The organism is Myxococcus dinghuensis (genome assembly GCF_024198235.1).
GTDB classification, from domain to species: Bacteria; Myxococcota; Myxococcia; order Myxococcales; family Myxococcaceae; genus Myxococcus; species Myxococcus dinghuensis.
Map to the genome: position 1 here is coordinate 216,660 of NZ_JAKCFB010000006.1, position 22,668 is coordinate 239,327.

Consider the following 22,668-nt stretch of genomic DNA (forward strand, 5'->3'; position numbering starts at 1 on the left):
AGGATCGGTGGCGGAGCGGGTGCGCCGATCAGGGGAGCGTCCCCTCCTTCGCCAGGAGGGCCTCGAAGTCCGCCAGCTTCATGCTCTTGAGGTCCTCGCCTCCGTAGCGGCGCGGGGCCACGGCCTGGGCCTCCACCTCGTTGTCCCCCACCACCAGGGTGAAGGGCACCTTCTGGATCTGCGCCTCGCGGATCTTCGCGTTGAGCGTCATGCCGCGATCATCCAGGTCCACCCGGTAGCCCTTGGCGCGCAGGTCGTCGCGCACCTTGCGGGCGTAGTCGAGCTGCCGGTCCGCCACGGTGACGAGCACCGCCTGCACCGGCGCCAGCCACGTGGGGAACGCGCCCGCGAAGTGCTCGATGAGGATGGCGGTGAAGCGCTCGAAGGAGCCGAAGATGGCGCGGTGGAGGACCACCGGGCGGTGCTCGGCATTGTCCTCGCCCACGTACGTCAGGTCGAAGCGCTCGGGCGCGAGGTAGTCCAGCTGCATGGTGCCCAGCTGCCACCGCCGGCCGATGCTGTCCGACACCGCGAAGTCGATCTTCGGGCCGTAGAAGGCGCCGTCGCCCGGGGCCAGTTCGTACGCGAGGCCCAGCGACTCCAGCGCGGCCTTGAGGCCCCCCTCGGCGCGATCCCACAGGGAGTCGTCACCCAGTCGCTGCTCGGGGCGCGTGGACAGCTTCACCGCGTAGGTGAGCCCCACCGCCTTGTAGACCCGGTCCAGCAACGTCACGAAGCGCCGCACCTCGTCGGTGATCTGGCTCTCCATGCAGTAGATGTGCGCGTCGTCCTGGGCGAACTGGCGCACGCGGGTCAGGCCACCGAGCGAACCGGCCGCCTCGTTGCGGTGCAGCACGTCCTGCGTGTGCAGGCGCAGCGGCAGGTCGCGGTAGCTGTGCTTCTTGAAGCCGTAGAACAGGTGGTGCGACGGGCAGTTCATCGGCTTGAGCGAGAAGTCATGCTCCCCCGACTCGTTGTCGAGCACGAGGAACATGTTCTCCTTGTACTTGCCCCAGTGGCCGCTCGTCTCCCAGAGGCCCTTGTTGAACATCAGGGGCGTCTTGATCTCCACGTAGCCGTCGCCCGCGGTCAGCCGGCGCATCCAGTCGGAGAGCGTCTGGTAGAGCGTGGTGCCCTTGGCGGTCCAGAAGGCGGCGCCCGGCGCGTACTGGTGGAAGTGGAAGAGGTCCAGCTCCTTGCCCAGCTTGCGGTGGTCGCGCTTCTTCGCCTCCTCGATGCGCGTCAGGTACTCCGTCAGCGCCTTCTTGTCGAAGAAGGCCGTGCCGTAGACGCGCTGGAGCATCGGGTTGCGGTGGTCGCCGCGCCAGTAGGCTCCGCTGGAGGAGAGGATCTTGATGACGCCGATCTTCCCGGTGCTCGGGGCGTGGGGCCCCAGGCAGAAGTCCACCCAGTCGCCGTGGGTGTAGAGGGTCAGCGTCTTGGCGCCGCGCTCGGCGATGTCCTTGACGATCTCCACCTTGAACTTCTCGCCCTTCTCCTCGAAGAGGCGGATGGCGTCGTCCATGGAGATTTCGGTGCGGACGAAGGGCGCGTCCCGCTTCAGCTCGGCGTTCGCCTCGGCCTCGATCTTCTCGAGGTCCTCGGGCGTGAAGGGCTTCTCGCGGAAGAAGTCGTAGTAGAAGCCCTCCTCCGTCGCCGGACCGATGGTCACCTGCGTGCCGGGGAACAGCCGCTGCACCGCGCTGGCGACCACGTGGGCCGCGTCGTGGCGGATGAGCTCCAGCGACTCGGGGCTCTTGGGCGTGAAGATCTGGAGCTTCGCGTCCTCGTCCAGCTTGCGGGCCAGGTCCATGTCCTGGCCGTTCACCCGGGCGAACAGCGCGGCCTTCGCCAGGCCAGCGCCGATGCTCTCACGCACGAAGTCCGCGATGCTCGTACCCCGGGCGGTCTGCTTCTGACTGCCGTCCGGGAGCGTCACCGTGATCATGTCGGACATGCGAGACCTCGGAAAAACTGCGGGCGGCAGGCCTCTTGGAAGCCATGCCGCCCGCTGATTTAACTTCTACTGTGTTGGGTCGTAGTGGGATCGAACCACTGACCCCTACCGTGTCAAGGTAGTGCTCTACCGCTGAGCTAACGACCCGGTTGCTGCTGCCGAAGTGCGCGGGGAATTACAGCGGGCTCTCCCGGCTGTCAAGGGAACATAGCGAGCAGCTTCGATCTTCCTTCATTCCGCCTTCGCCAGCAGCACGCGGACCCTCGCCATCACCGCGTCGAACATGGCGGGCGTCAGCCGGCCCGTCTGCGTGTTCTGCTGACTGACGTGGTAGCAGCCCACCAGCGTCCGCCCATCCGGCAGCGCCCACTCCGCCCCATGGCCGAAGGCCGGCCTGGGCGAAGGCACCACCACCCCCGCCCGCTCCAGGGACACGAGCGCCGCGTTCCACCCGATGGCCCCCAGCGCCAGGAGCACCTTCCCGGGCAGGAGCGCCATCTCCCGGTCCAGGAAGGGCGCGCACCGGATCAGCTCCTCGGGCAGCGGCTTGTTGTCCGGAGGCGCACACCGGGCGGCCGCCACGATGAAGGCGTCCTTCAGGGCGAGCCCATCGTCCCGGTGCTCACTCGTCCCCTGGTTCGCGAACCCCGCCCGGTGCAGGCCGGCGAAGAGGAAGTCCCCGGAGCGATCTCCGGTGAACATCCGCCCCGTCCGGTTCGCCCCGTGGGCCGCGGGCGCCAGCCCCACGATGATCATCCGCGCCCGGGGGTCGCCGAACCCCGGCACCGGTCGCCCCCAGTAGGTCCACTCCCGGTAGGCCCGGCGTTTCACCCGCGCGACCTCCTCGCGCCACTCCACCAGCCGCGGGCACTGCCGGCAGGTGGTGATCTCCTGGTGCAGCTTCTGCCACTTCGTCACGTCGTGCTCCCACTCGCCCCAGGGCCCCATCTCCCCCGGTCGCCCGGGAGCGGAGGTCCCGTGGGCCGGTTCTCACGGCGCCCGGGCGTCCCCCGTGTAGAGGTTCGTCCGCTGGTAGCGCTGGATGACCACGCGCAGCACCACCTTGAGGATCGCCGCCACCGGCACGGCCAGGAGGATGCCCACGAAGCCGAACAGCTCGCCGAAGGCCAGGATGGCGATGATGACCGCCATGGGCGCAAGCCCCACCTTCTCCCCGACGATGCGGGGGGTGATGACGAAGCCCTCCAGCATCTGGCCGACGATGAAGGTGCCCGCCACCACGCCGAGCTGCCACGGGCCCTGCCACGACAACATCAACCCGACCAGGGAGAGGAGGATTCCCACCCCCGTGCCCAGGTACGGCACCATGTTGCCGAAGCCCGCGATGACGCCGATGACGATGGCCATGTCGATGCGCCCCACCGACAGGCCGATGGCGTAGATGACCGACAGCACCGCGCCCACCGTGAGCTGTCCGCGCACGAACGCGGAGAGCACCTCGTCCACCTCGGCGAAGCGCTTGCCCACCAGCGCCACCGAGCGCCGGGGCAGCAGGTCCTTCATCTTGCCCAGCAGCAGCGGGTAGTCCTGGAGGAAGAAGAAGGCCAGCACCGGCACCACCGCCAGGCCCAGCAGCGTCGCCACGAAGCGCGCGGTGTTGCCCGCGAAGCTCGCCAGGATTCGGGCCGCGGCGGGACCGGCGCTCTGCACCAGTTGCGTCGCCTGTTCCCCCAGCTCCGTGGTGCGCTGGCGCACCAGCTCCGGCAACGAGGTCCCCAGCAGCGCCTCCACCTTGGGAACGACCTGCGTGCTCGCGCGGCGGAAGAAGTCCGGCAGCTTCAGCGCCTCGTCGCGGAACACCGGGACGAGGTAGAGCACCGCGCCCACGAGCAGCAGCGTCCCTCCGGTGAAGACGAGCGTGGTGCCCCACGTCCGATCCATGCCCCGCTTCTCCAGCGCGGTCACCATCGGGTTGAAGATGTAGGCGCCCGCGAGCGCCAGCAGCACCGGCACCGCCACGCCCCCGAACACCGCGAGCAGCGCGAACACCAGCCCGAGCGCCCCCACCATCACCGTGGCCCACCACAGGTCGATGCGCCGGGCGGCCTCCTCGCTCAACCCCACCTCCGGCACCTGCCGGTCGGTCGCGGCCACCTCGCGAATCCCTCCCGCCCCCGACACGGCGTGCAGCGTGGACCCGGCGGCTCCGCTCTCGTCGGGCCGAGGACTGACTTTCTTGCGGCGTGCGATGACCGTTCTCCTCTCGTCCTGCGTGCGAACGCCCTGAACCGACTGTTCCAAGCCGCCCGGTGGCCTCGCGAAAGCCCCGGGAGACTCCCGGGGCCCGCGTCCACGTGAACCCTGCCCGGGGTACCTTCGCCCACCACTCCCGGTGACCTCAAGGGGGCCCTCGGGGTCTCCCTCGCCAGGCGTGCGACCCGGTGCTCAGGGAGGATTCCCCTCGGAGGCGCCCACGGTTCGCAGCTCGATGGTGAGCCGGGCCCGGGCACCGCTGGGCTGATAGTACGTCGTGTACGGCCAGTAACCCTGCTTCTTCACTTCGATCTGGTGCAGGCCGAGTCCCAGCCGGAGCCCGCGCGGCGTCCCGGCATAGTCGCCGCAGACGCCCTGGAGGACCCCGTCCAGATAGACGTCCGCGTCCTCGGGGACGCAGCGCAGCGCCAGGTCACCGCTCGGGCGCTCGGCGCTCGCCAGTCCCTCGCGGGCCCGGATGAGCGCCGCCGGCTCCTGACTTCCCGCACATCCCGCCGCGGACACCATGACCGCCAGCACCACGAACCTCGGACCCATGACGGGAATGCTCCAACCCCTATTGCAGGACGATGACGACCCGACCCTCGGCCAGGAAGCGCGTGTTGACCTCGCCGAGCGTCTTCACGTCGTCCGCCGCGAGCACCAGGTCCGAGCCCTTCGCGCCCGTGGCCTTGACCACCATGGGCTTCTCCCCCACCAGCGAGGCCCGCTTCGCGGCGTCCAGGCTGCTGAACCACGCGGCCACGCCCGTGGAGAGCCGCGCCTCCGAGGGGAGCGCCGCCGCGCCGTAGACCGCCCGGCCCGATGCATCCAACAACCGAGGCGCCAGCACCGGCTTCACCCCGAGCCCCCGAGCATCCACCACGAGGCCCGTGTACTTGCGGGTTCCCTCGGCGTTGAAGGTGATGACGGCGTCGGGCGTGGGCACCACCAGCGCCGCGGTGATGACCGCCAGCGGCACCTCCACGTCGAGTTCGACGCCACTGTCCGAAAAGAAACGCTTGGCCACCACCTTGTAGCCGCGGATGGCCTCTTCGACCCGCACCCGCACCTCGTCGCGGGCCATCTCGTCGCCGACGCTGCGGTCCGCGCTCACGTGGAGGGCACGCACGCGCTCGAGCAGGTTGCGTGACGCATCCGCCTTCGCGGAGCGCTCCGCGCCGAGGCGGGCCTGTGAAGGATTGGCGGCCTTGAGGTCCGGAGCACCTGCCCCGGTGGCCCGGAGCACCTGCCCCTCCCAATTCACGCCCGGCGTCGCCACGGGCCGAGGGGCCTCCACCGAGGCGGCCACGGGCTTCGAGGCCTTCGCCTCGCGCCCCTGGGCCAGCGCCGTCAGCGGCACCACCAGCAACACGCCCCAACGGGAACGCCTCACGAAACTCCTCCAGTCCGCGCCCGGGTCACCACCGGTCAACCCAGGACAGAACGGCGGCTCATTCAACGGGGCCGCCTCGAGAGAAGTCAAGACAGCCGCCCGAAGGGGGCGCGGCCTTGCATCAGTTCTCGCTGCCCGGGCGGCCGTGACGGTCGACGTACGCGTCGATCATCTTCCGGTGACGCTCCGTGAGCAGCGTGAAGCGCACGCCCGAGCGCTCGCGCTTCGAGGAGGCCAGCTCCACCCACTCGCGGACCACCTCGCCCTCCGCGTAGATGATCTCCTCCGAACCGGGGAGCTGGAACTGGAGTCCCACGCGCTTGGCGTCGTGCTGGGGCTCGATCAACCGCGACAGGCTCACCCCGTCCGGGCTGATGTCCGCCGCGCGAGACATGTACGGCACGCCGCCCATGTACTTGTTCAGATAGATATCGAGGGGCGCCCGCTTCGTCTTCCGCTTGTCGCTCATCGCCGCGATGCCTCCGCTGCTGGGGTGCAACAGGTTGCTCCGGGGTTGAAGCAACCTGGATGCAGGGTAGAGGCGCTCGCCGAACGCGCAAGAAAACGACCCGCCCCGCGTGCGAAGCCACCACGCGCGTGCCCCATCGTTGAATTCTTCGCGCGAGCCTGCGTGTCACCTGTCGCACCCGCGCCCCAGTTCGCGCTGGGCGTCGCGCGTCGCGGCCCTATAGTCCGCGACCATGATGAAAGGTGGAAGCATGCGAACGATGTGGACGGCGGCCCTCGTGCTGGCGCTCGGCGGCACCGCGGCCCAGGCGCAGGGCGCCGCGAAGAAGTCCGAGGCCCCGACGAAGGGCGCGCCCGCGGCGACCTCGCCCGACGCGCTCTCCGAGGACGACAAGACGATCTACGCCCTGGGCCTCAGCGTCGGGAAGGACCTGTCCCTGTTCGCCTTGACGCCCGCGGAGCAGGAGGTGCTCCAGCGCGGCATCGTGGACGGCATCAACGGCACCCCGTCCTCCATCGAGCCGAAGGACTACGCGTCGAAGATCCAGGCGTTCGCGAAGTCGCGCCAGGCCCAGGCCGGCGAGGCCGCGCTCGCGCGCGCGGCGAAGGAGCCCGGCGCCGTGAAGCTCCCCTCCGGCGTCGTCTACCGCGAGCTGACCCCGGGCACCGGCAAGTCGCCGCGCGCCATCGACACCGTGAAGGTCCACTACGAGGGCCGGCTCGTCGACGGCACCGTGTTCGACACGTCCGCGAAGCGCGGCATCCCCGTGGAGTTCCCGCTCAACGGCGTCATCCCCTGCTGGACCCAGGGCGTCGCGAAGATGAAGGTCGGCGGCAAGGCCAGGCTGACCTGCCCTGGCGCCACCGCCTACGGTGAGCGCCCGCCTCCCGGCTCGCGCATCCCGCCCAACGCCGTCCTCATCTTCGACGTGGAGCTGGTGGACATCCCCGGCGATACGTCCAAGCCGTAGCACCGGAGAGCGGAGGCGCCGCGCTCGACCTGTGCCGGCGCCCCTGCTCGACGTCGAACGGATGGACTTGCTTGGGGCCATGCGCCCAAGCCGTAGCCTCCCAGGGAGGTGGCGCCGCGCGGGACCTTGCTCGGCACCACCCTGGCCATGGCAGCGGAGGATTGGCCCCCGTGCGAGGCCCCTTCCATCAGCCCGTCAAGCTCGAACGCCCGCGAGCCGCGCCCCTGCTCAAGGCTTCGCGTCCAGCGCGGCCTGGGTCGCCCGCAGCAGCGGCTCCGCGCTCACCGGCGCGCCCGTCGCGTGCACCATCCAGACATCCGGCGTCACCGAGCCGTAGGTGGCCATGCGCTCGAACTCCGCGCCCAGCGGCCCCTTGCGAGAGAGCTGCTCCTCGATCTGGAACGCGATGAGGTGTCCGAGCGGGTAGTCCGGCAGGTAGAGCGGATAGCTGATCATGTGGCTGTAGACCGCGAGCAGCGAGGTCCCCTCCCCGCCCAGCACCGGCGCGAAGTACCGGTTCCACACGTCGCGGGAGATGGACACCACGGCCTCGCGCAGGTCGGCGGGCGTCGCCTCCGGATGCGCGTACATCCAGTGCCACACCTCCATGTCGACCATGGCGATGCCGGAGCGCTCCCACGCCTGCCAGAACTCGCTCAACACGCGCTCCCGCTCGCTCTTCGCGTCCGGCTTGCCCAGCCCGAGCAGCTCCAGATCCCTCGCCTGGAACACGAAGGCGAGCGCCTCGGTGAACGCGTTGTTGGGCACGCCGGTGAGCAGCGTGTGGTCCACGCCGTAGAGGCTGAACACCTGCTCCACGTTGTGCCCCAGCTCGTGGACCGCGATGTTGTAGCCCTTGTAGTCCATGCCCCCCTTCTCCACGCGCGTGCGCAGCCGCGGGAAGTCCCCTCGCCGCATCGCCTGCTGTGCGTGCCCCGCCCCCCGGGACGCATCCACCCGGATGTGCGCCGCGAGCCAGTCCGCCTTCTCCCCGGTGAAGCCCATCCCCCGGAGGATTCGCGGCAGGTCCTTCGCGAACGCCTCCGCCGTCGGGTAGCGCTTGCGCGTCAACGCATCCAGCTCCGCCTCGGGCCGCTTCGCCCCCGGCCGGAAGCCCGCGTACCAGACGTCCTGCGGCTCCAGCTTCCGCCCCAGGCGCGCCTCGATGACCCGCGCGACCCGGGGCGACAGCGGTGATTCCAACACCTGCGTCAACAAGGCCTTCACCCGCGCCTCGGACAGCTCACGCCCCAGGTCGAACGCGCGCGCGATGCGCGTGGGCGCCACCGGCACATAGGGGTCCGCCTTGCGCGACGCCTGGAAGATGGCGAGCAGCCGCGCATAGCGCGTGTCCGGCTCCCGCTGGGCGTCGGCCCGGGCCTCCCGTGCCGGCGCGTCCGCCTCCACCGACTCCGCCGGAGCCACCGACACCGCGTTGGTGAACGGGTTCCAGTCGAGCCTCGGGTCGTCGATGACCGCCGCCGGAATCGTCTGGGTGATGATGCGCTCCATCACCTGGACGATCATCCGCTGCTTCTCCAGGCCGCGCGGGTCCGCGTAGTCCGCCTTCAGCTCGTCGCGCAGGTTCCAGTGGCTGATGAGCCGCATGCCCCGGGGGAAGAGGCGCTCGCCGCGCGCGTCCACCAGGTGGTGCATCCAGATGTTGTACTCGGCGATGTAGAGGTTCGCGACCGCCACCTCGCGCGAGATCTCCTGTTCGATCTCCGCCGGCACCCGCCGGTTGAAGCGCCCGGCCAGCCGCGCCTCCGCCCACTGCCGCCGCGTCCAGCGCGGCCCCTGCTCGGTGCGCTCGGCCAGTGAGGTCAGCGGGAAGTTGAGCAGCACCACGAAGCCGACCTGCGCGCGGAACAGGTCGTCCGTGACGTGCGCGGAGGGGTCATACGCGGAGACCAGGGACTCCACGGGCAACAGCGGCCCCAGGTCGAGGTCCGTGTACCACTGCGCCTCGCGCCCCAGCTCCAGCATGTGCCCGTCGAGCTGCTCGAACAGCCGCTCCAGCCGCGCGAACGTCGCATCGAGGACCCGCGGGTCCGACACGAACTGCTCGCGCGCGAAGGCCGCGACGTCGCCATCCTCCGGCCGCCACTGCGCCAACACCTGGGCGAGGCCCCGCTGGATGCGCGCGCGCTGCGCCTCGCCATGCTTCGCGACCAGCGCCGCCTCCAACGCCGTGACGTCCACCGACGACTTCATGGCTGGCACCTCACCACCCCCGGGTACGGAGCCCACCTGCGCGCTCGCGACCTGGGGCGCCGCCACGGCGCTCCCCGGGTCGGGCGGCCTGGGCGCCGAAGCGCACCCCAGGGACAAGAGCAACGGCCAGGCACGAGCGAAGGACGGGAATGACGACACGGGGTACTCCAGAAAGCACGAAGGGCCCGACCCTCGTGGAAGGCCGGACCCTCATGATGCATACAGGAAGTGCTTCGAACGACGCTCAGCTCAGGCCGCGCGGACGTTCTGCGCCTGCAGGCCCTTGGGACCGCGGGTCACCTCGAACTCCACCTTCTGGCCTTCCTGCAGGGTGCGGAACCCATCCATGTTGATGGCGGTGTGGTGGCAGAACACGTCCTCGCCGCCGCCGTCCTGGGTGATGAATCCGAAACCCTTCGCATCGTTGAACCACTTCACGGTACCAGTAGCCATTTGCTTTCTTCTTCTTTCGTCACGGACGCGAAAATCCGCCGTCCGGTCCAACCGAGCGAACCCTTTAGGACAGCGGGAAACGTACTCGCCCCCGTGACGTCATGTCCACTCCTGTGAACTACCAGCCGCACTTCTGGCCCTTGTTCTGGGCCTTGAGCCAGGAGCGCAGCGGACTGAAGTAGTCGAGGAGCGGCGTCGCATCCATCCGGCGCGTGCCCGTCACCACCTGGAGCGCGTCCGGCCAGGGCTTGCTCGCGCCCAGCTCCAGCATGGCCTGGAGCTTCTGACCGGCCTCCTTGTTCCCGTAGATGGAGCACTCGTGGAGGGGGCCCTTGTGACCCGCCGCCTCGCACAGGGCCTTGTGGAACTGGAACTGGAGGACGCGGGCCAGGAAGTAGCGGGTGTACGGCACGTTCGCGGGGACGTGGTACTTGGCGCCCGGGTCGAAATCCTGCTCCGTGCGGGCGACCGGCGCGGCAACCCCCTGGTACTTCTGGCGCAGCGTCCACCAGGACTTGTTGTAGTCCGCCGGCTTCACGCGCCCGGAGAACACCTCCCAGCGCCACTGGTCCACCAGCAGGCCGAAGGGCAGGAACGCCACCTTCTCCAGCGCGTCCTTCATCTGGAGGTTGATGAGGTTCTTGTCGTTCTTCGCCACCTCCTTCAACAGGCCGATCTGCTGGAGATAGCTCGGGGTGATGGACAGCGTGAGCGCGTCGCCGATGGCCTCGTGGAAGCCATCATTCGCGCCAGCCTGATAGAGGACAGGCAGGTTGTAATAATAGGTGTAGTAGTAGTTGTGGCCCAGCTCGTGGTGGATGGTGATGAGGTCCTCCTCGGTGGGCTTGATGCACATCTTGATGCGCAGGTCGTTCTCGTACGTCACGTCCCAGGCGCTGGCGTGGCAGACGACCTCGCGATCCCTCGGCTTGGTGAACTGGGAGCGCTCGAAGAACGAGTCCGGCAGCGACTTGAGGCCCAGGGACGTGAAGAACTTCTCGCCCAGGCGCACCATCTTCAGCGCGTCGTAGTTCTGCTTCTTCAGCTCGGAGTCGACGTCCAGGCTGGCCTGCCCCGGGAACGGCTCGACCAGGGGGTAGATGTTGTTCCACTCCTGGGCCCACATGTTGCCCAGCAGGTGCGCGGGGATGGGCTTGCCGGCGGGGACCTTCGCCGCGCCGTACTCCTTCGCCAGCCGGCCGCGCACGTAGCAGTGCAGGTCGTCGTAGAGGGGCTTCACCTGCCCCCACAGCCGCTGGGCCTCCTTCTCGAAGTCGGCGGGCGGCATGTCGTAGCCCGAGCGCCACAGCGTGCCCAGGTCGTTGAACCCGATGTCCTTCGCGCCATCGTTGGAGATGGACACGAGCTGCTCATACAGCGGGCGCATGGGGCGGGAGATGGAATGCCAGCCCTGCCACGCATCCAGCAGCGCGTCGTAGTCGTGGCTCTCCGCCATGACGTCCGACAGCTCCTCCAGGTCGCGGCACTTGCCGTCCGCGCCGCAGTACTTGCCCTTGCCGTAGAGGCCCTCCAGCTTCGCGGCGATGGTCGCCAGTTGCGCGCGCTTCTGGGCGTCGGAGGGCGCCGGCAGCGCCTGCGACACGCGCAGGAGGTGCAGCATGCGCGCGGTGTCGGCGTCGAGCTTCAGCCCGTCGAAGCGGCGCGAGTCCTTGATGGCGCCGTTGACGTAGCCCAGCACCTCCTCGTTGACGTAGGCGGCGTTGCGCTCGGTGTCGTCGGTGATGTACGTCGACTTGATCCACTCGGCGGTGGCCTGCTTCGTCCACAGTTGCTTGAGGTCCGCGTTGAGCTTCTCGACGAACTTCTTCGCGTCCTCGGACGTGGGCTTCTCGGGGCTCTTCTGCTGGGCGAGGCCCGGAGCGGCGGTCAACACCAGGGCCGCGAGGGCCGAGCGCAGCAAGGACTGCGGGAGTCGGGTCCGGTTCATAGGGGCGGACCCTAGAGGAACCGCCGTCCGATGACACTCCGAAATGCGCCCGCATACGCCCCACCCGGGAGGTGACGCGCCGCGAAACCCGACCTGTCCGTCCCGCCTCGACGGCAAGTCCCACCCGCCGCGCGCGCGCAAGCCGGCTGGAGGGCGGCCTGCCTCCACCTGGGTGCGGCATCCCCTCCCCGGTCCGAATGTTCAGACATCCCCCATGCGGCTCGGACATCTCCAGGACCCCAGGTGGCCCGCCCCCGAAGATGCGCTCGCCGATGCCCGCCGCGTCCTGGGGACGTGGCGGGAGCGCCGCGTCCTCGTGGTCCCCGCACCGGACACGGACGGGCTGGCGGCGGGAGTCCTCGCAGTGCGGGCTCTCGAGACGATGGGTGCGCGTGGCGCCGTGCGATTGCCTGGCAAGGGGGAGCATGCCCACTCGCCGTCCTTCGTCGAGCGCGTGCGGGACTGGCGGCCCGAGGCCCTCGTCCTCCTGGGATGGGACCTCCAGACCGACTCGCTCGTCCCCGGGGTCCCCACCCTCGTGGTGGAGCGCCACACCCGAGCGGCGCCACGGACCGACGACACGCACGTCCTCTGCCCCGGCCCTGGGGGCGATGACGCGAGCGCCGTCAGCACGAGCCTGCTGACGTATGCGCTCGCCGCGCCCCTGGTTGTGCCGGGCCCGTTGGAATGGCTCGCGACCGTGGGCACCGTGGCGGCGCTCGGCATGGAGGCCCGCGTCCCCTTCTTGAAGGACGCGCTGCGCCGCGCCCACCGCAAGTCCGTGACGGAGACGGTGGCCCTGGTGAACGCGGCGGCCCGCGCCTCCCTCTTCCCGGTCGCCCGGGCCCAGGAGGTCCTGCTGCGCGCGAGGAGCGCGCGGGACATCGCCCAGGGAGCTATCCCAGGCGTCGACGCGCTGCGGGACTGCCGCCTGGAGGTCCGGCGCGAGGCGGAGCGTTGCGCGCGGACCCCGCCTCGCCTCTCATCCCATGCCGCGCTGCTGCTCTTCAGCTCCGAAGCACGCGTCCATCCCCTGGTCGCCAGACGCTGGGAGTCACGCCTGCCCGACCACGTCATCCTCGCCGCCAATGCGGGCTACCTGCCCGGACGCGTGGACTTCACGGTGCGAGGCCCGTCCAGCCCGGACGTCGTCGCCCTGCTCGACACATACGGCGCCGCGCCGCGAGCCGAAGGACCGCCGCCCGTCGTGGGAGGAAGCCTGTCCCCGTCCGACTTCCTGCGCCTCACGGAGGTGCTTGGCTTTCGAGGGCTGCGCCTCGACGACCTGGAGCGGCGCGGCGCCTTCCCGGGCTGATGGGATATGACGGAGGGGTGACCGCCCACTCCCGACGCCTCCTCCCCTCCCTTCTCGCGCTCCTCGCGCTGTCGGCCTGCGACTCGTCCGACGAGCCCGACCTCGAGGGCTGCGACCGCTTCACCTTCCCGCTCTCCGCGGCGACGTCGTCCGGCCACCTGGCCACGTGCGACACCCCGGTGTGTGGCAACGGCGAGGATCCCCCCAACTCCGGCCCCCACTGCGGCAACGTGGCGCGCTGTGGCGTCTACGCCGAGCCCGTCTCGCGCTGCCTCTACGTCCACAACCTGGAGCACGGCCACGCCGTGTTCCTCTACAACTGCCCGGAGGGCTGCGCCGACGAGGTCGCGAAGCTGGAGGAGCTCGCCGCGGCCATCCCCACGGGTGCCAATGGCGTGCGTCGGGCGCTGGTCGCGCAGGATCCGCAGATGCCCCAGCGCGTGGCCGCGCTGCTGTGGCGCAGGACGTATCTCGCGGACTCGGTCGACCCCGACGCCGTGCGCTGCCTCCTGCGCTACCAGGACGTCGACGCCCCCGAGCCCGGCCTCGCGTGCCCGGGGCCTTGAGCCCCACTGCGGGGCAGCTCCCCGCACGCGCGCCAATGCCAGACATGTCCCGGTCGGAGAAGTGGCGTCCCTCGACGGGCCCGGTCTCCAGGCAGGCACGCGACCGTCCGTGCAGCACTCGCGGGCACCCACGCTGACACTCGGCGTGTCGCACGGTCGTTGTTTGTATCAAGTGCATGAGAACGACCCTCCGACGAAACCTTGGCGCCCTGGCGCTGGCGTGTGTCGCGCTGGCGCTCAACCCCGCACCCGTGTTCGCGCAGAGCTCGGGTGTGAAAGGCCCCGTGCCCACGGGGCTCCCCAATCGCTTGCTCGTGGGACTCTTCGAGGAAGCGGGGCAGGTCTGGATGCGTGACAGCGGCGTCCCCTGGGACGTGCGCTACCGCTACTTCACCAAGGGCTGGGTGGACAACTGGGGCTGGGGCTCCCGCGACGGGAGCTGGGGCAAGGCCTTCCTCCAGGAGTCGGAGGCGCAGGGCTTCCTCCCCGCGCCTGTCTTCTACCAGCTCTACGGAGAGTCGGGTGGAGGCGAAGGCGAGGCGCTCGTCAAGGTACGGAACGCCGCGACGATGCGGACCTACTTCGGTGACTGGAAGATCCTCATGCAGCGCGCCAAGGAGCACGGGAAACCCGTACTCCTCCTCGTCGAGCCAGACGCCTTCGGGCTCCTCCAACACCAGACAAGCGCCAATCCCCAGGCCTATGCCGCCGTCGCGGACACGGGCATGCCGGAGCTGGCGGCCCTGCCCAACACCGTGGCCGGCTGGGGTCTGGCATTCCTCCAGTTGCGCAAGGCCGTGGGCGCCAACAATGTCATCCTGGGGCTCCACGTCTCGGCGTGGGCCAGCGGCAAGGACATCTCGTGCTGCTCGATCACCGACCCGCTCCAACCCGAGGTGGACAAGGTCGTCCGTTTCCTCGGGCCGCTCGGGTTGACGACCAACGCCACCGGCGCCACCTTCGACGTGCTGGTGGGAGACCCGCTCGACCGCGACGCGGACTTCTACAAGCTGACGCAGGGCCAGGACGTGTGGTGGAACGCGAGCGACACCGCCGCCATCGCCTCGCGCTCCTTCAACCGCTACGCGGAGTGGCTGCGGTTGATGAACCAGTCCTCCGGCAAGCGCTGGGTGCTCTGGCAGATTCCGCTCGGCAATTCCAGCCACCGCAACATCAGCAACGATGGCAGCGCCCGCGCCGGCTACCGCGACAACCGCACGGAGTACTTCTTCGGCCCGACGGGAGACCTCCACCGCCGCAAGTTCGCCAACTCAGGCGTCCTCGCGCTGCTCTTCGGCGCGGGCGCGGGGGGCCAGAGTTCGTACCAGAACGACCAGGGCACGGACGGCCAGCCCTACCTGAAGAGCCGGGCCAGGCCCTTCCTCGAAGCCGGAGGCCTCACCCTGCCCGCGACGGGCAGCACCCTGCCGACTCCCGATGGCGGCACGGGAGGTGGCACCGACGGGGGCACGGGTGGAACGGATGGTGGGACCGGCGGCACGGATGGCGGCACGGGAGGTGGCACCGACGGGGGCACGAGCACCGGGGGCTATGGCTTCGAATCCGGGACCGAGGGCTGGTCCGCGTCCGGCGCCGTGCTCGGGGCCGTGACGAGCAGCACCGCCCGAGCCCAGTCCGGCACGCGCTCCCTGGCGGTCCCCTTCAGCGGGACCTCGGGGACCGGGGTCGTCTCCGTCCCCTCGCCCCCCGTACCCCGTGGCGCCAGCGTCACGCTCCGTCTGTGGATTCCCACGGGCAGCGCCATCACCGCCGTCCAGCCCTTCGCGCTCGAGGGGGCGACTGGCAATTGGCGTTACACGGGGCGATGGACCGCCATCAGCGAGCTCCAGCTCGGGAACTGGAACACCCTGACGGTCACCCTGCCCTCGGACAGCACCACGCCGCTCTACCAGCTCGGTGCCGAGCTGACGACGAGCGGCGGATGGACAGGCACCGTCCACCTGGACACCATCGCCTGGTAGCGTGGAGGGCGACTCCGACCCGACCTGGAGCCGCCCTCGTGGATGCCCCCTACGGGCAATCCCACACATCGGATCGCCTGGGACGCCGCTCACGAAGATTCCCGGGGAGCGCAACTTCTGCTGACCTTCCGTGTTTCTCCGGCCGGAGACTGTCCATCTCCGTTCGTGAACCCGCTGAAGGAGCCTCCCCGGATGATCCGTCGCCTCGCGCTCACGCTGGCCGTGGGCCTCACCGCCTGTACACCGGAGGAGGACCCACCCTCCTCCTCCACTCCACCCCTCGAGGACCCCACCCGACAGGAGCAGGGGGTCGAATCGCTCGAGAGCCCCAGCGAAGCCAACGCCCTGCGGTTCCTGGAACAGGCGACGTTCGGCCCACGCCAGGCACTGGGCGTCACGCCACCGCCCATCGACACCGTCGAGCACGTGGTCGCCGTCGGAATCAAGCAGGCCATCACCGACCAGTTCGCCGCGCCCCGCTCCACCTATGACGGGCTGGCCACGAAGGACCTCGGCTCCCAATTCTTCTTCAATGCCATCCATGGCCAGGACCAACTGCGCCAGCGCGTGGCCTTCGCGCTCAGCCAGATCCTCGTCGTCTCCCAGAACGGCATCCCCAACGTCCAGTCCACGCCGGAGCCCGAGCCGCGCATCGCGCTCGCCGGCTACCTCAACCTCCTCTCCCTGCGGGCCTTCGGGAACTACCGTCAGTTGCTGGAGGAGCTGACCCTCGACCCCGCCATGGGCACGTACCTGGACATGGTCAACAACAAGGCCTTCAAGGCCAACGGCCAGCCCATCGAACCGAACGAGAACTACGCGCGGGAGATGCTCCAACTGTTCTCGCTCGGCATCTACAAGCTGAACGAGAACGGTACGCCGCAGCTCGACGGGCTCGGCCACAAGGTGCCCGTCTACACGGAGGCCCAGGTCCAGGCCTTCGCCCACACGCTCTCCGGCTGGACGTACGCCGGCGCGACCTGCCCCACCCGGGGCCGCGCCAATCCCCCCGATTACACCGCGCCGATGATGGACTGCGACGTCAACCACGACGCGTCCTCGCGGGAGCTGCTCCGGGGCTTCCACACCACCGCCGGAGCCACCGCGCGGCAACACCTCACCGAGGCCCTGGACAACGTCTTCGCGGACCCGAACCTGCCGCCCTTCCTCTGCAAGCAGCTCATCCAGCACCTCGTCACCAGCAACCCGAGCGAGGCCTACGTCCAGGCGGTGGTCAACACCTTCAAGAACAACGGCAACGGCGTGCGCGGCGACCTGCGCGCGGTGGTGCGGAAGATCCTCCAGTACGACGAAGCACGCGGCCCCACGGCCCCCTCCGGCGACCTCGCTCGCTTCGGCCACCTGCGCTCGCCGGCGCTCTACGTCGGCGCCATCGTCCGGGGACTGGATGGAACGCTCGACACCTCCGGCACGCTCGACCCGGGCGCGAAGCTGAGCGGCTGGAGCCAGTCCATGGGGCAGCTCGTCCCGCAGCCGCCTTCCGTCTTCAGCTACTACCCACCCAACGCTCCGGCGCCGGGAGGGGGCGGACTGCTCGGGCCCGAGTTCGCCATCCTCGACACCGCCACCATCACCGCGCGCGCCAACATCACACACGACCTGCTCTTCACCGGCGGCACCGCCAACGCGGGTGTCCTCATCGACCTCGACCTCCTGCCCACGGCGTCCAGCGACATCGTGCAGTGGCTCAACCGCTACTGGCTCCACGGGACGATGTCCGCGGACCTCCAGCAGGCCGTCCTCAACGCCATCTCCCATCCGGACGCCGGCGACACGCTCCGCCGCAAGAAGCTCGCCGTCCATCTCACCGCCCTCTCTCCCGAGTTCCAGATCCAGAGGTAGCCCGTCATGCACTTCTCACGTCGCCAGTTCCTCCGAGGCACCTCGCTCGGTCTCGGGCTCCTCGCCGTCGCGCCGCCCCTGCCCCGTTGGCTGGGCGAGGCCGCCGCCGCGTCGCTGTCCGGCTACGCGGGCTATCGCGCCACCGTCGGCGTCTTCCTATTGGGAGGCAATGACGGCAACAACGTCATCGTCCCCCGGACCTCCACGGCGCACGCCACGTACCTCGCCGCGAGGCCCAACATCGGCATCCCCCTGGACGACCTCCGGGTCATCAACCCCATCGGCATGGCCACCGGCGAATACGGCCTGCATCCCTCGCTGGAGAAGGTCGCGAGCCACTTCGAGCAGGGGCGCGCGGCCGTCATCTGCAACGTCGGCCCGCTCGTCCTCCCGCTGCGCAAGGCGGACTACCAGAGCGGCGCCATCGCCTCTCCCGACAACCTCTTCTCACACAGCGACCAGCAGGACGCCTGGGCCAGCGCCATCGCCAATCCCTCCACCATCGACCTGCCCGACACGCTGGAGGGCAAGGCCACCGGCTGGGGCGGTCGCACGGCGGACCGGCTCCATCCGCTCAACCCGGGCGACTACCCGGAGCTGACGTCCTTCGGCGGCAAGCCGCTGTTCTCCGCCGGCGGCGAGCGCCAACCGATGATGGTGTCCTCCAGCGGCGTGCTCGAGTTCAAGCAGACGAACGACGCCGCCTTCAACACGCTGCGCGCCAACGCGCTCGCGGGCATCGTGGACCTCCACGACGGCGTCACCCTGGAGGCGTCCTACGGCGGCGTCTTCGACACCGCGCAGACCTTCTCCAGCGCCCGCGCCACCGCGCGCGAGACGGCCTGGAGCGCCCTGCCCCAGGCCACGCGCGACTTCATCGACGGCGCCTTCACCGCCCCCGCCGGCGTCACGGGCTGGACGCTGCACACGCAACTGTACCAGGTGGTCCGCGACCTCATCGCGGGCGCGGCGCCCTCGACGAGTGGCGGACTGGGCGTGCGCCGGCAGATGTTCTCCGTGGGCCTGGGCGGCTTCGACACCCACGCCGGCCAAGGCCCCACCCAGACGGACCTGCTCCGCCAGCTCGACTTCGCGTTGGATGCATTCCAGCAGGCCATGCTCCGGCTGGAGACGGAGGGGCTCTTCGGCCCGAACCCGCCCCAGGCCACGCTCTTCACCATGAGCGACTTCGGCCGGACGCTGCTGGAGAACGCGCAGAACGGCTCCGACCACGGGTGGGGCAGCCACGCCCTCGTGCTCGGCACGCGCGTCCAGGGCCGGCGCCTCTTCGGCACCTTCCCCAACCTGGACCTGTCCAACGGCGCGGGGAACAACCTGGACACGGTCGACGCGAAGGGCCGGTGGATTCCCTCGCTCTCCGTGGACCAGTACGGCTTCTCCCTCGCCACCTGGCTGGGACTGGGCGGCGTGGCTGATCGCGACTACGCCTTCCCGAACCTCACCGCGTATGTCGCCGCGGCCACCGCGGGCGGCTTCCCCTCCTCCGCGCGCGCCTTCCGCATCCCCTTCATGACCCAGGACCCCTGACCGACACCGGGAAGAGCGGCGCGGGCGGCGCTCCTCACGCCCGCGCTCCTCGACTTCGCGCGTCACGCCGCGCTGGGTCCGCCGTGACAGCACAACACCGGTAGGATGTCTCGCGTGTTTTGCTCCCTACCTGATAAACACTTGAAAGCGGAGTGTTCGCTAACATACTCTGCGCACGCGTTCGCTTTTCGGGTGAACGCACTCAATCCAATTGAGGGGGAAACATATGGCTGACGCAGCGGCGACCGTTTCGGACGCATTGGCGACCGTGGACAACATCGCGATCCAGGTCGAGCAGTCGCTATACAAGCTGTTCATTGCCGTGAGTGGCAGTGGTTTCAAGTCCATCACCGCCAAGATCGAGGTCATCTGGACGCCGGTACGCAACGTACTGAGCTCGGTGCTCACCAAGGTCGAGGGGCTGATTGCTCCGCTGAAGGATCCCCAGGTCGTCGAGTCGATCAAGGGCGTGCTCGAGGCCGGGCGTGACCTGGTGAACTCGACCCTGGACCTGCTCCCGGATTCCGCTCGGAACCTGGCGCAGACGGGGCAGCGCTTCCTGAACATCATCGTCGACTTCGTCAGCGCCGGTGTCGAGCACATCGTCGCCATCGTCGACCTGCTGCTGGGCGTGGGCAAGGCGCTGGTGAACGAGGCCTACACGCTCGCCGCCACGACCATCGCCGCGCTGAAGAAGGTGGGCGTGCAGATTCCGGCGACCGCCACCACCTGATCCCTGTTGCAGTGATTTGTCACAACTCCTGGTGTGTCGCGGACGTCTCGTTCGCCGCCAGGAGCGGCGTGTCGTCACGGCCCTGCGCACGCATCTTCCACATTTGTTTCATTGCATAGGACCGTGCCCCTTCCGGGGCGGGCGTGATGCCCAGGTATGCGGTCCAGGGAACCTGCCCCCTGAGCAGGGTCTACCACCCCCTCGCTCGCGAGGGTCGGGGAGCGTATGGCCACAGGTCTCATCATTCCTGGTGTCCAGGTCAGTGTCGTCAAGGAAGTATTACCTCAACAGCTCACGCCTTCCGGTGTGTTGGGAATCACAGGCTTCATCGAGGCCGCGAACGGCAAGGTGCTCCGCGCCAGCAGTTGGTCGCGGTTCCTGGAGATCGCCGGCCGCGCGAGCGGCTTCAGCCTCCCCGAGGCGCGGCAGGCGCTCGACAACGGCGTGTCGGAGCTCGTCGTCTCCCCGCTGCCGGCGGGCGCGGGTGCCACCGCGACCATCGCCGTGGCGGCCGACCCGAGCAAGTTCCCCTCTGGCTCCACGGGGGAGAAGTTCGGCGCCACGTTCGTGGCGAGGGTGCCCGGCCCGTGGGCCAACGGCATCACGCTGAAGATCGAGTACCGGAACAACATCGACAAGTCGGTGTCGTTCGACGTGGAGGTCACCCACCCGGCCAGCGGCGCGACCGAGGTGCTGCGCAACATCAACTCGGCCTCGCTGACCTCGACGCTGGACACCTCGTCGCTCGTCCGGGTGGACACGACGAAGGGCGTGGGCTGGCCCCTGGCGGGCACGTACACGCTGGCCGGCGGCAAGGACGCCTCGCCGGACGACTACGCCACGGCGCTGGGGCGCCTGCGCAACGAGCCGGACGTGGACATGGTGCTCGCCGCCGTCCAGGACTTCACCGACCTGGCGAAGGTGACGAAGATCCACGGCGACGTCATCAGCCACTGCAACCTGATGGCCGGTGAGAGCAAGGGCCGCATCGGCTTCGGCCAGGTGGCGCCCGCGGGCACCGTGGCGGAGAACACCCAGCTCGCCACCAACCTCGTGAGCGACCGGTTCGTCCTGGTGGCGCCGCACGGGACGGTGGGCGCGGTCGCGGGCCTGGTGGGCAGCCTGCCCTCCCACCACTCCCCGACGTTCAAGCGCGTCGCGGGCCTGGACGAGAAGACGCTGAGCGTGGAGGACCAGAAGAGCCTCCTGCGCGGCAACGTCGTCCCCGTGGTCACCGAGCGCGGCCGGGGCACCATCGTGGTGCGTGGCCTGACGACCGACGGCGACCAGATCAACGTGCGCCGCGTGGCGGATCGCGCGGTGCGCACGCTGAAGATGGTGGGCGAGCTGTTCATCGGGTTGCTCAACAACGCCGACGGCCGCAGCGCGCTCAAGCAGAAGCTGGTGGAGGCGCTGGTGCAGATGCAGAAGGACGGCGCCATCGTCCCCTCCACCGACGGCAAGGACCCCGCCTTCAAGGTGGAGGTCTACTCGTCGCAGCAGGACTTCGCGCAGGGCATCGTCCGAGTGAACATGGCGGTGAGGCCCGTGCGAGCCATCGACTACATCTACGCGACCATCACGGTCCAGGTCTGATGAGGGAACACACCGATGCCAACGGTATTCTCAGCCAACCGTAGCAGCATCCTCGTCGACGGGCAGGCCGTGGAGGGCCTCCAGTCGCTCGCCTTCCGCGTCGTCACCGAGCGCGAGGACATCCGCGCCATCGGCTCCAACGAGCGCGTGGACGTCATCTTCGGCCTGCGCACCGTCGTGGGGGAGATGGTCATCCGCTCCGCCGACGTCGCGCTGGACTCCCTGCTGGAGGCGCGCGGCAAGTTCCAGCTCGTCGCCAACCTCAAGCGCACCGAGGGCACGGACGACGTGCGCACGCTGTCCTTCGACGACTGCTTCGTCGAGGGCAAGTCGTTCCAGATGGACGCGCACGGCAGCGCCGCCACGACCTACGCCTTCACGGCCACCCGCGTCCGCGAGGAGTAGCCCGTGACGGAGGCGCCCGCGAGCCCACGCATGGAGCCCGGCGCGATCTCCATCGAGATCGACGGCCGGGACTTCCACCTCCGCCTCGGAGAGGACGCCGAGGAGCTGGAGGTGGAGGCCTCCACCGGCGAGCACCTCCGCCTCCGCCGGTGGGGCTTCGATGCGCACCTGCGGGCGCTCGACCAGCACGCGAAGCTGGACGGCGCGGGCCTCGTCTTCGACACGGAGGGCTTCGCGGGCGACGTCCTGCGGGACTCCGGGGTGCCGGCCGCGCTGTTCGAGGAGCTGGCGCCCGTCGCGCTGTGGTGGGCCTCCGGAGGGGCGATGGAGGCCGCGGTCACGCCGCCGCCGGAGGGCTGGATCCAAGCGGGCAAGGTGCAGGCGAGACTGCGCCCGTGGACGTTCTCGGAGCGCGCACGAGCGCTCGAGGAGAGCATGGAGACCCGCGCGGAGGGTTCGCGGGTCCTGAGCCTGGAGCGCTACCTGCGCGAGATGCTCTCCGCGTCGCTCGTGGCGTTGTCACCCGCCGGACCCTTGAACCGGCTCGACGGCGCCAGCACGGCCGCGCTGCTCGGACAGGTGGTCTCCCTCAACGCGGGGGAGGTCCGCGAGGAGGATCGAATCCTCGGCGGGGCGAACCCGCGCTCGCGCGTGCTGGCGGACGTGACGTTGAAGCTGTGCAAGGCCCTGGGGTGGGCCCCATCCCAGGTCTGGGCACTCCCTGCGGCCGAAGTGGATCGGCTGCTGACGATGTTGAAATTGACGGAGCCCCAGGCTCCCGCCTCCCTACCGGTGTCGAGACCGAGGAGGCTGTCCGATTTTCCCGACGCGGTGGTCATCCAGGTGGAGGGCGACTGAATGAAGACGACCTTCACCACCGCCGAGCTGGCCTCGCGCCTGGCCACCCCCGCCTTCCGCGCGCTCGAGGGTGTGGCGCGGCAGCTTGGCCTGCGGCTACCGACCAGCGTTCCCGAGTCGCAGGTCGCCTCCGAGGACACGGGCCAGGGGGCGGACGAGGAAGTCACGCGTTCCCGCCACG

General features: G+C 69.5%; 19 protein-coding genes and 1 tRNA gene. 10 read left to right on the forward strand and 10 right to left on the reverse strand.

Going from position 1 to position 22,668, the window contains the following annotated elements:
- Positions 1–28 precede the first annotated feature (28 nt).
- The 7 genes from thrS to LZ198_RS11525 form a co-directional block, all read right to left on the reverse strand.
- Positions 29–1,957: a threonine--tRNA ligase gene (gene thrS / locus LZ198_RS11495; RefSeq protein ID WP_253971964.1), complete on the reverse strand. Its 1,929-nt coding sequence runs from the start codon at positions 1,955–1,957 to the stop codon at positions 29–31.
- A gap of 75 nt (positions 1,958–2,032) precedes the next feature.
- Positions 2,033–2,104: transfer RNA gene (locus LZ198_RS11500), tRNA-Val, on the reverse strand.
- An 84-nt stretch (positions 2,105–2,188) separates the two neighbouring features.
- Positions 2,189–2,875, reverse strand: coding sequence for a uracil-DNA glycosylase (locus LZ198_RS11505; protein WP_323382403.1), 687 nt, complete (start codon positions 2,873–2,875; stop codon positions 2,189–2,191).
- A gap of 72 nt (positions 2,876–2,947) precedes the next feature.
- The gene (locus tag LZ198_RS11510; protein WP_253971966.1) at positions 2,948–4,072 is read right to left on the reverse strand and encodes an AI-2E family transporter; all 1,125 of its coding nucleotides are present in this window, start codon (positions 4,070–4,072) and stop codon (positions 2,948–2,950) included.
- A 291-nt stretch (positions 4,073–4,363) separates the two neighbouring features.
- A complete protein-coding gene (locus LZ198_RS11515; RefSeq protein WP_253971967.1) occupies positions 4,364–4,729 on the reverse strand; it encodes a PEGA domain-containing protein in 366 nt (121 codons plus the stop codon).
- A 19-nt stretch (positions 4,730–4,748) separates the two neighbouring features.
- On the reverse strand, positions 4,749–5,567 hold the full coding sequence (locus tag LZ198_RS11520; protein ID WP_253971968.1) for an LPP20 family lipoprotein: 819 nt from the start codon (positions 5,565–5,567) through the stop codon (positions 4,749–4,751).
- Between the two features lie 121 nt (positions 5,568–5,688).
- Positions 5,689–6,036 (reverse strand): PilZ domain-containing protein, encoded by a 348-nt coding sequence (locus LZ198_RS11525; RefSeq protein ID WP_253971969.1) that lies wholly within the window; start codon positions 6,034–6,036, stop codon positions 5,689–5,691.
- A gap of 250 nt (positions 6,037–6,286) precedes the next feature.
- On the opposite strand from LZ198_RS11525, the gene LZ198_RS11530 reads away from it, so the two are divergent.
- Positions 6,287–7,006 carry an FKBP-type peptidyl-prolyl cis-trans isomerase gene (locus LZ198_RS11530; RefSeq protein WP_253971970.1) on the forward strand — a complete coding sequence of 240 codons (720 nt, stop codon included), beginning with the start codon at positions 6,287–6,289 and terminating at the stop codon, positions 7,004–7,006.
- 228 nt (positions 7,007–7,234) lie between these two features.
- Here the strand turns inward: LZ198_RS11530 and LZ198_RS11535 are convergent, their stop codons facing one another.
- The 3 genes from LZ198_RS11535 to LZ198_RS11545 form a co-directional block, all read right to left on the reverse strand.
- Positions 7,235–9,220 carry a hypothetical protein gene (locus LZ198_RS11535; protein ID WP_253971971.1) on the reverse strand — a complete coding sequence of 662 codons (1,986 nt, stop codon included), beginning with the start codon at positions 9,218–9,220 and terminating at the stop codon, positions 7,235–7,237.
- 249 nt (positions 9,221–9,469) lie between these two features.
- The gene (locus LZ198_RS11540) at positions 9,470–9,673 is read right to left on the reverse strand and encodes a cold-shock protein (RefSeq protein WP_223756057.1); all 204 of its coding nucleotides are present in this window, start codon (positions 9,671–9,673) and stop codon (positions 9,470–9,472) included.
- A 118-nt stretch (positions 9,674–9,791) separates the two neighbouring features.
- On the reverse strand, positions 9,792–11,621 hold the full coding sequence (locus LZ198_RS11545) for a M2 family metallopeptidase (RefSeq protein ID WP_253971972.1): 1,830 nt from the start codon (positions 11,619–11,621) through the stop codon (positions 9,792–9,794).
- A gap of 214 nt (positions 11,622–11,835) precedes the next feature.
- On the opposite strand from LZ198_RS11545, the gene LZ198_RS11550 reads away from it, so the two are divergent.
- From LZ198_RS11550 to LZ198_RS11590, 9 genes are all read left to right on the forward strand, one after another.
- Complete coding sequence (locus tag LZ198_RS11550; protein ID WP_253971973.1) at positions 11,836–12,936, forward strand: hypothetical protein; 1,101 nt, start codon at positions 11,836–11,838, stop codon at positions 12,934–12,936.
- A 17-nt stretch (positions 12,937–12,953) separates the two neighbouring features.
- A complete protein-coding gene (locus LZ198_RS11555) occupies positions 12,954–13,502 on the forward strand; it encodes a DUF3105 domain-containing protein (protein ID WP_323382413.1) in 549 nt (182 codons plus the stop codon).
- A 176-nt stretch (positions 13,503–13,678) separates the two neighbouring features.
- Complete coding sequence (locus tag LZ198_RS11560) at positions 13,679–15,484, forward strand: hypothetical protein (RefSeq protein ID WP_253971975.1); 1,806 nt, start codon at positions 13,679–13,681, stop codon at positions 15,482–15,484.
- 192 nt (positions 15,485–15,676) lie between these two features.
- On the forward strand, positions 15,677–17,347 hold the full coding sequence (locus tag LZ198_RS11565) for a DUF1800 domain-containing protein (protein ID WP_253971976.1): 1,671 nt from the start codon (positions 15,677–15,679) through the stop codon (positions 17,345–17,347).
- A 6-nt stretch (positions 17,348–17,353) separates the two neighbouring features.
- On the forward strand, positions 17,354–18,895 hold the full coding sequence (locus tag LZ198_RS11570) for a DUF1501 domain-containing protein (RefSeq protein ID WP_253971977.1): 1,542 nt from the start codon (positions 17,354–17,356) through the stop codon (positions 18,893–18,895).
- Positions 18,896–19,163: 268 nt separating this feature from the next.
- Positions 19,164–19,628 carry a hypothetical protein gene (locus LZ198_RS11575; RefSeq protein ID WP_253971978.1) on the forward strand — a complete coding sequence of 155 codons (465 nt, stop codon included), beginning with the start codon at positions 19,164–19,166 and terminating at the stop codon, positions 19,626–19,628.
- A gap of 306 nt (positions 19,629–19,934) precedes the next feature.
- The gene (locus tag LZ198_RS11580) at positions 19,935–21,224 is read left to right on the forward strand and encodes a phage tail sheath C-terminal domain-containing protein (protein WP_253971979.1); all 1,290 of its coding nucleotides are present in this window, start codon (positions 19,935–19,937) and stop codon (positions 21,222–21,224) included.
- Positions 21,225–21,239: 15 nt separating this feature from the next.
- Complete coding sequence (locus LZ198_RS11585; RefSeq protein ID WP_253971980.1) at positions 21,240–21,629, forward strand: hypothetical protein; 390 nt, start codon at positions 21,240–21,242, stop codon at positions 21,627–21,629.
- Between the two features lie 3 nt (positions 21,630–21,632).
- Positions 21,633–22,487, forward strand: coding sequence for a hypothetical protein (locus LZ198_RS11590; RefSeq protein ID WP_253971981.1), 855 nt, complete (start codon positions 21,633–21,635; stop codon positions 22,485–22,487).
- The last annotated feature ends 181 nt before the right edge of the window (positions 22,488–22,668 follow it).